General features: G+C 60.3%; 9 protein-coding genes and 1 pseudogene. 8 read left to right on the top strand and 2 right to left on the bottom strand.

Annotated features, from left to right (window positions below; translation table 11 throughout):
* From NMG80_RS03615 to NMG80_RS03590, 7 genes are all read left to right on the top strand, one after another.
* Positions 1-784: tyrosine-type recombinase/integrase (locus NMG80_RS03615; protein WP_254016867.1), on the top strand; the 784-nt coding region annotated here is incomplete at its 5' end.
* Between the two features lie 515 nt (positions 785-1,299).
* Complete coding sequence (locus NMG80_RS03610; protein WP_367185917.1) at positions 1,300-1,932, top strand: IS66 family transposase; 633 nt, start codon at positions 1,300-1,302, stop codon at positions 1,930-1,932.
* Complete coding sequence (locus NMG80_RS37205) at positions 1,925-2,050, top strand: hypothetical protein (RefSeq protein ID WP_367185916.1); 126 nt, start codon at positions 1,925-1,927, stop codon at positions 2,048-2,050. The genes NMG80_RS03610 and NMG80_RS37205 overlap by 8 nt, the downstream gene beginning before the upstream one ends.
* Positions 2,051-2,805: 755 nt before the next feature.
* On the top strand, positions 2,806-4,128 hold the full coding sequence (locus tag NMG80_RS03605; RefSeq protein WP_254016866.1) for a site-specific DNA-methyltransferase: 1,323 nt from the start codon (positions 2,806-2,808) through the stop codon (positions 4,126-4,128).
* A gap of 30 nt (positions 4,129-4,158) precedes the next feature.
* Positions 4,159-4,605 (top strand): DUF5681 domain-containing protein, encoded by a 447-nt coding sequence (locus NMG80_RS03600; protein WP_254016865.1) that lies wholly within the window; start codon positions 4,159-4,161, stop codon positions 4,603-4,605.
* Between the two features lie 234 nt (positions 4,606-4,839).
* Positions 4,840-5,214, top strand: coding sequence for a hypothetical protein (locus NMG80_RS03595; RefSeq protein ID WP_254016864.1), 375 nt, complete (start codon positions 4,840-4,842; stop codon positions 5,212-5,214).
* A 110-nt stretch (positions 5,215-5,324) separates the two neighbouring features.
* Positions 5,325-6,038: a hypothetical protein gene (locus NMG80_RS03590; protein WP_254016863.1), complete on the top strand. Its 714-nt coding sequence runs from the start codon at positions 5,325-5,327 to the stop codon at positions 6,036-6,038.
* A 641-nt stretch (positions 6,039-6,679) separates the two neighbouring features.
* Here the strand turns inward: NMG80_RS03590 and NMG80_RS03585 are convergent.
* Positions 6,680-6,979 (bottom strand): annotated as a pseudogene (locus tag NMG80_RS03585) (cobalamin-dependent protein); the annotation flags it as partial.
* Between the two features lie 226 nt (positions 6,980-7,205).
* Between NMG80_RS03585 and NMG80_RS03580 the strand changes: the two are divergent.
* Positions 7,206-10,424, top strand: a complete 3,219-nt coding sequence (locus tag NMG80_RS03580) for a hypothetical protein (protein WP_254016862.1) — start codon at positions 7,206-7,208, stop codon at positions 10,422-10,424.
* Here NMG80_RS03580 and NMG80_RS03575 read toward each other — a convergent pair.
* Positions 10,421-10,900 carry a hypothetical protein gene (locus NMG80_RS03575; RefSeq protein WP_254016861.1) on the bottom strand — a complete coding sequence of 160 codons (480 nt, stop codon included), beginning with the start codon at positions 10,898-10,900 and terminating at the stop codon, positions 10,421-10,423. The two genes, NMG80_RS03580 and NMG80_RS03575, sit on opposite strands and share 4 nt — an antisense overlap.
* Positions 10,901-11,677: the final 777 nt, after the last annotated feature.

Below are 11,677 nucleotides of genomic sequence, written 5' to 3'. Positions count from 1 at the left end.
GCACGGCGTTGTTGGCATCGCCCTCATAACCAAGGCCATAAGCGCGATGTTCGCTTGGGCGAAGGATGCCGAGATCGTCGATGTCAATCCAGCCAACGGCATCAAGCGCCTGACGACGGGCGACGGGGACGGCTTCCACACCTGGGAAGTGTCAGAAATCGTTCAGTACGAAAACCGACACCCACGCGGCACGATGGCTCGGATGGCGTTAGCGATTTTCATGTTCACCGGATTGCGGCTGTCAGATGCCACAATCTTCGGCAGGCAGCACATCACACAGATCCGCAACAAGGATACAGGAGCGTGGGAGAAGTGGATCAGAATCAAGCCCGGCAAGACGGACAAAAGCAAGGTTCGCAAGCAGCCTGTCGTTGTCGAAATTCCGTTGCTACCGGAACTCGAGGATGAGCTTTCCTTCGCTCCGAGCGGAAATTTAACATTCCTGGTCACCGAGTACGGTCGTCCCTTCTCCGAGAACGGACTCGGCAACAAGATGCACCAGTGGTGTGACGAGGCTGGGCTTCCGAATTGTAGCGCACACGGCGTCCGAAAGGCAGGGGCCACCGTCGCTGCAGAGAACGGCGCGACGCATGAGCAGCTAAAGGCAATATACGGCTGGACCACATACCAGCAGCCGGATCACTACATCCGGAAAGCACGCCGTCGAAAGGTCGCGTCGTCCGCCCGGACGCTTCTGGTTTTCGATCGAAACGAGAACGAGATTGTCCCACTTTCTGAAGGGATTGAGAGCGGTGGGACAAAAACGACCAAAAAATCCAAGTAAATCAACGGCAAAAAATGCCGATGGTGGTGGAGGCAGTCTGATGCGAACTCGTCTCCGTCAACGATTTCCCTGCTCTCTGGGAATTTTGCAGGGAAATTGAAGCCGTTTCGACAAACTCCTGATTTCCTGGCCAAATGACGGAGGAATATCAAGGGTTTCTGGCGCAATTCCCTACCTAGAAGTGCAGGGAATTTTTCTCGCACACAAGCTCCGTTGCAGGGCACTCATCAGGATTTGCAGGGATAGAACTCCGGCGATTTCAGTCCTATCCCGTATCTGGGAATTCACGCGTGGGAAAGAGCACGACGATTGCCAGCAAAAGAGTTCTTGCCAATTTCGTCCGCCCAAAAGTCGCATGACTGACCTACGTGTGCTGCCGATGAGCGACCGAAAGCTTGGCAGATTATTCACAGCCCCAGTCGGGCCTTGTCTCGCCTTCGCATTCGCGGTCTAGATGACCTACGGTCCTGAAAGCCGGCATTGCGCGCATCCCAGCCGCACCCGCATGATCGAGAGTGGCATTCCGACGGAAGCGCTGCCGGCGCAGATGGCGGTGGCCCAAATACGCCGACGGGCTACCGCTGTACCTCCAGGAAGCCATTTACGCGCGACCGCGTCGAGCTCGATCGCGCGCAGATGGCGCAGTGAATGGGCAAGGTCGGCTTCGAGCTCGAGCCGTTGGCCGAGCGCATCCTGGCCTGCGTCAAGCAGGGCGAGCGGGTCTTTGCCAACAAGACGACTTTGCCGGCGCTGGCGCCGGTTCGGGCAAGATCAAGACGGCCTATCTGTGGGCCTATGTCCGCGATGACCGCCCCTTCCTGCAGGGTAACGGATACGCAGCCTATTATCGGCTGGCCCGATCCGATCGGGGCAATGACCGCGCAACGCTGGCGGCATGTTGGTCGCACGTGCGGCGCAAGTTCTACGAGTGCACACCGCTGGCTCGTCCGTCAACGCCTAGCACGGTGGCGCAAATGGCACCGCTGTGGACCATCAAGCAAGACCGTGCGCGGCCAAGCTCCGGTAGCTCGGATAGAGGCACGTCAGGAGAAATCCGCCGCCATAGTCGCCGCCCTCTTTGCGCAGTGGGAACGGGAGCTGCCAAAACTGTCGGGCAAATCGAAGCCCGCCGAGGCAAGCATGGTTGATTTGCAGATCGTGGCGCGACGGTTCGTCTCTAATGCCGCCCCCGCGGGCACCTTGCCCTTCGTGTCGGGCTACCGCGTCACGCCGATCTGTTTGCCGCCGCACTTCGACGACGCGTAGCGCGAGCCCTACTCGCTTAGCGACGATCGCCGAGATCTGAATGAATACCGCATCGATAGATCTGAAAGCTCAGCCTTCCCTTGGCCTGCTCAAATGCGGGCATCCACTCGTAGAGAGCTTAGCCGGAACCGGTTTTGGTCCGGCAATATTGTTTTCGCCGCTTCAACCCGTGAGCATTCAACAGGCCCTTTTCGACGAACAAGTCTAGAGCCCGTGTTACACCCCTCAGCGTCGTCCGATTTTTCAAAAAAGATTGCACTAATGTAAAAACCTGACGGGCCGTGAATGGGTCTTCCTGGTCCATGGTCATTTCTAGAACCCGGTTTCGCACCCAGGAGGGGTGGACGCCGACAGAATGCAATGTTGCGGCCACATCCCGGCTCAACACGTGCTCCAGCAATTCGGGCTCGGGCAGCTTACAATAGACTTTGGCTCTGACATAGAGCCGGTAGAGAGTCGACTGCGTGAGATCTGGCAGCTCCTTACGCAATACCATCAAACATTCTCTGAGAGTTCGCCCTTCGGCCTGAACCTTAAGACATCGCGCCTCCTGTTCCGCGGTCAGCGACGGCCGACGTCCAGCTCTCTTTTTAGAGGCCGTCTGGGCTTCCTCGTCAGCATGCTTAACGTTCATTCGATGCCCAATCGATTTCGGAACAAAGTGTCTGGGTTTAGGCGAGCTTATGGACATCCCAAATTGCCCAGCAGGCGCCGAAGGCGCCGCGCGGAGGGAAATCATGAAGTGAGCGAGATCTATGCAAACTATCAGCGTTCGAAGGAGCAGGGTAGAGGATATTAAACCTTACCCACAAACCGCCCGGCGACATTCGTCCCGTAAACTGGCCAAATTGCGTGCCAGTGTTAGCAAATTCGGCATTATTACGCCCATCCTTGTCGACGAAAATAGCACAATCGTCGATGGCCACGCGAGATTCATCGCCGCCAAGGATTTGGGCCATCGCGAGGTGCCGACAATCTCCACGCTCGGCCTGCTAGCGGAAGACATCCGTGCCCTGCGGCTGGCGCTGAACCGGCTGCAAGGGGAAACAACATGGGACCGGGCGGTCGTCCAATCCGAACTCAAGGCGCTAATCGATCTTGACTATGATCTCGACCTTACCGCCTTCGACTCTGTCGAGATAGACAGCTTCGTCGAGATCAACCCGGTCCCTGCCGGCGAGATTGAGGAGTTGGACGCGAGTTCATTAGAAGATGCGGCCGTCCCAATCGCACGCGTAGGCGACGTCTGGTTGCTTGGTAAGCACAGGGTTGGGTGCGGAGATTGTCTCGACCAGCTATTCCGTCGCTCGGTGCTTAACCACAAACTCGCGGACGTCTGCTTCACCGACCCACCTTACAACGTCAAAATAAACGGAAACGTCTCCGGGCTTAACGTCCATGAGGAATTCGCCATGGCATCCGGAGAGATGTCCGAGGCGGAGTTCGGCGGCTTCCTCAGGCAGTCAGCCGATGCAGTAAAGGACAGCCTCTCCGACACGGCCATTAGCTTCGTATGTATGGACTGGCGCGGTCTTTCCACCTTGATCAAAGCCGCGGATGCGATCGGGTTCGAGACGGTCAACATTGCCGTTTGGGTAAAAACCAATCCCGGCATGGGCTCTCTCTACCGCTCTCAGCACGAATTCATCACGGTGCTGAAGGCAAAGGGAGCCCGCCATCGCAACAACGTTGAACTCGGAAAACACGGCCGTTCTCGCTCGAACGTTTGGACTTACCGCGGCGTGAACGTCATGGGTCCTGAGCGTCCGCTGCTTCGCGAACATCCGACCGTGAAGCCGGCCGCCTTGGTCGCTGACGCCCTTCGCGACGTGAGCAAAGCAGGGGATCGGGTCTTTGATCCGTTTTTGGGCTCCGGTTCAACGCTCATCGCAGCCGAACGGACCAAACGTGTCTGCATCGGCATCGAGATCTCACCAAGGTTTGTCGACACTCACCATACGCCGCTGGCAGCAGGAAACCGGTGGAGAGGCCATCAGGGAGGCCGACGGCATCGGCTTCGAAGACGCCAAATCTTTGGCAGCGGCCTGCTCGCCCCCTCCCCCGTCCCTCATCACTGATACTTCCTCAGAAATCGAGGAGCTGCTGTCATGAGCGACGATAGTGATGACAAGGTCGGCTATGGTCGCCCACCCAAGAAGACGCGCTTCAAACCGGGCCAGTCTGGTAACCCGGGCGGCCGAAAAAAGCTCCCTCGCAATGTGGCGACAGCTTTGGTTGCAGAGCTTCAGTGCAAAGTGACCGTCCGTGAGAACGGCCGTGACTGGAAGCTTCCAAAATCAGCGGCTTTGGCCAAGGCTCTCGTCGCCCGCGCCTTGAAGGGCGACGCCAAGGCGTTCGGCCACATCATGGCACTGCTACCTGACCACTTCCGCGTACCGGAAGGGGCCATGGCAGAAGCCGGGATCAGCGATATCGAACGCGCCGTGCTCGAGCGGTTCATTAACAGGAAGATCTACGAGCGGGGTGGTCAGCCAGCGCCGCTCAGCATTCAAGAGAACGGCGAAAAGGATAAAGACAATGACTGGGTCAACTAGAAATGTCGTGATTGCGGCGGCGCGGGATGACTTCCCGCGTTTGCAGAAATCGCTTGTCGCCAACTAGTGCACTCCCTCAGCTGGGCTCCATACCTTGACCTTGTCAGCGCCCATGTGGAGCACGTTGTGGTTGGCGGCACGCTCCGCTCCGTCATCAATTTGCCGCCGCGCCATCTCAAGACAATAGTCGCTTCAGTCGTCGGGAGCGCATGGGCATTGGGAAGGGACCCCAGAATGGAAATTCTAAGCGTCTCTCATTCCAACACCCTGGCGCGTGACATCGCCGACAAAACGCGGTTGCTGATGAGCACTCCGTTTTATCGCGAGTGTTTCCCAGCAACCGAAATTCGCGACGACCGCGGCGCGGTAATGGACTTCGCGACCACTGCAGGCGGCTCCCGGCTTTCGGGCAGTTTCGACACGAGCCTGACCGGTCGCGGTGCTGACCTCACCATCGTCGATGATCCCCTCTCCGCACAGGACGCCGGCTCGGAAAAAGAACGCGAGAACCTAATCAACTCGTTCGAGCAGATGGTCGCAACGCGCCTCAACGATCCGCGCACCGGGCGCATCCTAATCGTCGGCCAGCGGGTGCACGAAAACGTCTAAGTGGGCACCTAATCGAAAGCGGCTATAGTCACCTGAGGCTTCCATTCGAGGCCGAAGAAGACGAGCACTACGAATACAAGGGCGGCTTCTTTGAGCGCAGCGTTGGCGAGGTGCTCCAGCCAGGGCGCTTCGGCCCGGCCGAAATTGAACAGCTCAAGCAGTCCACGCCATCCCATATCTTTGCAACGCAATTCCAGCAGCGCCCTACCGCAATTTCGGCGGGCACGATCCGGCGCGAAGATTTCCTGCCCTTCGATTTGCCCGCGCCGCCAGGCGAGATCGTTTGCTCGTGGGATCTGGCATCGAGTGCCAATCCGACTAGCTCGTATTCGGTATGCCTGGTGTTCGCTTACAATGAGCACGGGTCTTATCTGATTGATGTTTTCAGGGGGCGTGAGGGCTATAGCCAGCTGAAGGACATCGCTTTCGCAATGGACAGTAGGTACCGGCCGAGACTTCATCTCATCGAGAACGCATCGCTCGGATCAGCGCTCGCGTCTGATTTGAAAATGCACGGCGTAAACGCGATACCTATACCGACTGGTAGCACTTCGAAATCTGACCGTCTCCAGGCCCAGATGCATCAAATCAAGGGACAACGCGTGTTTCTGCACAAGGCAGCACCTTGGCTCGAGAACTTTTTGGATGAACTGGTGGCCTTCCCACACGGGCCGCGTGACGAACAGGTGGATGCGCTCACTCAGTATCTGAAATGGTATGGAGAGGTAATGAGCGCACCGCCCGCCCCCCCAATATATCTCGAGAGGAATTCAGCACGGCGCAAGCCGAAGCGCACGCATAGAGGATTTTCGCATAAGGAATAGACCTATAACTCCGCCAAGGCCTAACGGAGGACGCAGGGGACGTTTTTAGGCTGACCTTCCCAAAGTAAGCCGGTCGGTGTTGTCGGCTGGGTTCGGTTCTCGGCAAGAGATCAGGGATGAAAGTGCCTGACGTCTTGCGGTACGACGAAGAAGGACCACAGTCTTGTGGCACTGTTCACATATGGAATCTCCCAATGCGCATGACATTGTCGCCCAAGCGCAGGTTAGAAACCAGCGTGCACGTGCGAATCGCAAAATTGGTCTTCCGGCGGTTGGCATCTTCTGGCTTCTCCCGGATAGGCTCCTCACCTCCGTGACAGAGCTCGAGGATGCCCAAGATTATGGCGCCCTGAAAATCTCGCGGTGCGACCACCTTCCCTATTGGCGAACAATTCAGCGGATGGTCGGCAGTCTCGGTTGCGCGATCCCAAATGTCATTGGCTATCCGTACGAGTTTTGGCCCCGCGGACGTGTTTCTTACGACACCCGACGCGGTACATTTCTGCTCCTGGCCGATGAAAAGATCCTACGAAATGTCCACGCTCTCGACGAGATTTTTTCTACTTTCTGCCTTCCGCTGCAGCGGACCCAAATTCGCGGAGATGAGCACTATTCCACGTACGCGCAACAATAGCGGACGCTCCCGACAGCAGGTCGAGCACCGCGCGGGCGGCGTCGAGCATATTGGTGCCGGAACCAAAAACGGCGGCAACCGTGATCGAAGAGATATTGATAGTCCTGACGCGGCACGACACCGCCCACCACCACCAGCACAATGTCGTCGACGCTCTGCGCCTTGAGGGCTTCGACGAATTTCGGCGCCCGCGTCTTGTGCCGGCCGCCAGTGATGACATGCCCCCCACACGGACCTTCGATGTGACGGCAAGGTCGGCGGCTTCCTGCGGCGTCTGGAACAGGGGGCCGGCTATCACTTCCGCGCCGCAGTTGCGCTGTGGGCCTGCGTTGCAGCCTGTGCTTGCCGCCACCCTGCTATACTGGTTCACTCGCGCATCCAGGAAACGACGCTGGACGGCGCACCGCTGGTGCAGATACTACGTATCGGAAGACAATCGCACGGACGACACGGGCTTCCGCTGCGCTAAGGACGTGAGCGAGTGACGGGTCGCCGGCACTGTAGATGTTCCGGCGTGGCGTGCGGGATGGACCATGGCAGAACGGCACGACGCCTTCATCTCTTACAGCCACGCCGTCGACGGCAAGCTCGCGGCTGCGCTCGAGCGCGGACTCGAGAAGCTCGCCAAGCCGCTGCTGAAACTGCGCGCCCTCGACGTCTTTCGCGATCAGACCAGCCTGACCGCCAGTCCTGCGCTCTGGCCCGGCATCGTCGCGCACCTCGAAGTGTCGGAGTGGCTCCTTCTGCTGGCGAGCCCCGCCTCGGCCGCGTCCGTGTGGTGCCACAAGGAAGTGCAGTGGTGGCTTGATCACCGGTCCGCGAACCGGATGCTCGTGCTGCTCACTGAAGGCGACATCTTCTGGGACGCAGGCACATGCGACTTCGACTGGTCGCGAACCACCGCGGTGCCACGCCTGCTCGAACGACGCTGCGAGGACGAACCGCTCTATGTCGACCTGCGTTGGGCTCGAGCCTCGGAACTGCTGTCACTGCGCAGTGCACAGTTTCGCGACGCGGTCGTCAACGTCGCATCGCCGATCCGCGGCGTACCCAAGGACGAACTGGACGGCGCAGACCTCCGTCAGCTCGCGCGCAATCGCCTCCTCGTTCGCGGCGGCGTCGCCGCCATCACGATCGCTGCCGGCGTTGCAGTCTGGCAAGCAATCGTCGCCAATCAGCAGAGAATGGAAGCCGAGCGCCAGCGCGACATTGCGATCGCCCGCCAACTTGGCGCGCAGGCGGAGCTGCTGCGCACTCAGCAATCCGATCGACTGCCGCTAGCCTTGCTGATGGCGACCGAGTCGGCCCGCGCACAGCCGGAGTCGATCGAAACGCAACGCACGCTGCGTGGAGTGCTGGCACAGTTCCCGCTGCAGAGTGCCACACTGGAGCACGGTGCGCACGTCACGTCTGGAACCTTCAGCAACGACATGAGTCTGCTGGCGACCGCCGCCGCAAACGATGCCGGCGCACTCTGGAAGCTTCCCGAAGGTACGCACGTCGCTGCATTGTCTGAGGCCAATCGTATCGTTGCGTTTTCACCCGACGACACCAGGATCGTCGGGTGCTGCCAAGGCGTGACCGTCTGGGATCGAAACGGGGACCGGCAGTTCTCAATCTCCATGCGCGATCTGCGGGGCGAGCCGCAGACCGTCGCATTCAGCGCGGACAGCAAATTTCTCGCTGTCGGGATACGAGCCGGCAAACCTGGATTCGCGGTCTTCGAGGTCGCTACCGGCGAGCTGATCAAACGCGACCAGATCACCGCGTCCGGCAACGCCACGGCGATCGCCTTCGGGACCGACGGCAGTCTGTATTTCGCGCCGCGTGATCGCATCCAGATTCATCGCGGGTCCGCATTGGAAAGCACGGCGACGCTCAACCCAGGTATCGGCGCGCTGGACCGTCTTGCGGTAGATCCGAAGGGCCGGTATCTCGCTGCGAGTAGCCAACGAACCGTCGTGGTGTTCGACCTGCGCGATTCGACGATCGCAGCCCGCCTGCTGGCGCGTGGCGAAGGTCCCGGAGAGATTAATCATCTGGCGTTCGACGTTGACGGACGCTACCTCGGGATTGCCGGAGAGCTGGATACCGGCGAGGTCTGGAAGGTCGGCGCGTGGCAGCCCGTCGTTCGGGCATCGCACGGGGAATTCCAGACAGTCAACGCGCTGACCTTCGATCCGTCACGTCCCGAAGCGGTGAGCTGCGGAACGGATGGCAACTGCTACGGCTGGTCGTTGAAGTCCGGGCAGAGGCTTCATCAGTTCGGCCACGAGTATGCGTTCTCGGCCAGGGAGCGACGGCAGATACTGACTGCCGCGTTCAGCAGCAAAGGCTCGACGCTGGTGACGGGCGGCACGGATGGCACGGCCCGGCTCTGGACTCTCGCTGAGCCGGGGCTTGTGGACAGCGGCGGTTGCAGACTGGGCGATCCGTTCGTTCACACTTTCATCTCACGGGTTCGCGGCTGGGGCACAGGCCCAGGCGACAGTCTGGAGGTGAGACGACGGCGGTGCGTCGTCGGCCTTACCCCGGACGAGCAGGAAGAGGAAGTACAGCAGAGTCCGGGCGGAGAGTTCGCCGCGATTGCGATACCCACCGACCAGGTCCGCGTGTTCGATGCCCGCAACGGCAAACCGACGGCGATGCTCCCACACAACGACCCGGTGAACTGGAGTGCAGTCGATGCGAGACTGAAGAAAGACGGGTTGTCGGAGCGTCCGCGTTCCTTCGCATTGCACAGGATGCAGAGCACCGGCAGCACACGTGTGATCGCCGTGTCGCCTAGCGGCCGCAACGTCGCGACGACGCGCGAAGCGGACCAGGCGCTGCGAATCTGGGACACGCGCTCGGTGCGGTCGATCTACTCCGAACCATTGACAGGGCCGTCGCCCGTCCTGCTGGAGTTCCTGTCAGAGTCCGCAGTGCTTCGTGTCGATCCGCCGGGAACGCTGTCGCTGCGAACGCTGCCGGCAGGTTCGATTACATGGTCAGCGGAACCGGGCCCGATCACGGCTGTGACGTACACGTCGGATCGCCGCCTCGTCGCCGTGGGCGCGCAAGGATCGACTCCCTCGATTCATGTCTGGGAGATCGCAAGCGGCCGACAGATTTTCGAGCAGTCGAGCACCGATCGAGTCCATGACCTGGTATTCGATGCATCGGGTCGTTACCTAGTCGCGCTCGGACCGGATCCCATCGTCCCCGTCGGTCTTCCGCAAGGAGCTGCACTTGCGGTCTGGGATGTCGAAGCGAAGCGCGCGTTGATCTCCCTTCCGGAGGAGGATCGAACCATCGCGCTCACCTTCTCGTCCGATGGCAGGCAGTTCGCAACGATGGGTTACACGGGCCAGCTGCGGGTGTGGAATCTCGCCGACGGCCAGATGCGACGCGCAGTCACCGCCGATCCGGGTCCGGTCGCGTTCAGCGCAGACGGCCGCTGGATCGCGATGGGGGGCCGCTCGATCCTCGTGCTCGAATCCGCCTCGCTGCAGCCGGTCGCCCAGCTCGACACCGGTGGAGAGATCCGCGATATCGAATTCAGCGACAGCGACACTCTGATCGCTGCCCGGCGCTTCGACGAAGCTGCGCCACAGGGAACGGTGGAGGTCTATCGCTGGCGCACGGCCGATCTGCTTACCGACGCGTGCCGCCGCATGCCGCTCGCGGCTGCCGAGAACCAATGGCGGCAGTTATTGCCGGAACAACGCGTTCCTTCGCCCTGCGCCAGCTCGCCGCCTTACGGAGACTAAGGCGTCCTGGAACGTAGCGCAGCGTCCGCCGCGCCACGAAAATCGGTCGGTTCAGGCTGACCTTTGCGCGCTGCCTTCTCGCGCGCAGCAGCGTGATTCATGTCGGCAGGGATGAACTTCGTCTTCTTGCCGAGCCGACGCGCTTCGAGCACTTCATCGCGCGCCACGTCGCCGCCTCCGATCGCGATCATCACGTCGCTGACCGCGACCATCGCTGAGGAAGTCGGCGACAGCGTCTTCTTGTCGGGTAGGTAGCCGCCCCAGGTCGCATCTTTCACGTAGAACACGAAGTCGACGCACGGCGAGAGCGCGACCTTCTCGTCGCGCGCCTGGGTCGACACGATGCCCGACGTCGTGAACCCGCGCTGCTTCGCGAGCTCGTAGATGGCGCCGATGCCCTCCGCCGTGGCTCCGATGTTGACGATCGAGCGCTTCGGATCGAGATCCTTCAGGGCCGCTGCCGCATGGCCGAGCATGGCGTTCGCATCCTCGTAACCGGCACCCGAGTATCCTAAAAAGGTGATAACCTCCGCGCGCTTCGACTGGAAGAACGCACGCACCTGGTCGGGTGTCGCTTCGGTGAGCTGCTGCGGAGGCTGACACGCACTCACGGCAGGACTCGGCACCAGTGCGAAAGCGAAGGCTGCAATCGCGCAGGCGGCAATGAAAGGGTCGATTCTGAGCATCCGCCGATCCTCTTGGTCGCTGTGCGGGGGACGATTTCGAGGGTGATCATACGAGGGCCGATCCGGGTCCGCCGGAGCTTACGCGTCCCAACAGGTCGGTCATGTCGCACTTAAGCTGCGTCAGATCATCATAGGTGTTGGTGCATCGGACGGGAAGAAATGATGGGCGGTGCGCCTCAATCCACCCGGTCATAGGCACGGAACGTGAGCGGGGGCTCTGCGCGGGCGGCGTCAGCGGATGAAGTGCGGGATGCGTAGACCGTGCAGTTCGTGTAATATTGCTAGCAATGGGAAGAGTGAATCTGGTGATCGGACGGCCGGTCGTCTTCAGACAACCTAGCCCGGCCGTAAACAGCGGGTCAGCCGCAGCGCGGCGATCGGAATAAGGGGTTACGACCATGCAGCAGGCCTTCATCATCCGTGCTTTCAATACCAAGAAAGACTCTGCAGGCAAAGAGGTCGATTTTGAGCGTATCCATCGTGACCTGATTGCTCCCGCGCTCGAGGCGGCTGGCCTAGGCGGGGGCACCACAGGCAAGATCATTGACGCTGGCAACATTCGGGAGG

This window comes from Mesorhizobium escarrei (assembly GCF_935825525.1).
GTDB lineage: Bacteria > Pseudomonadota > Alphaproteobacteria > Rhizobiales > Rhizobiaceae > Mesorhizobium > Mesorhizobium escarrei.
This window is presented reverse-complemented; position numbering and strand designations above follow the sequence as displayed.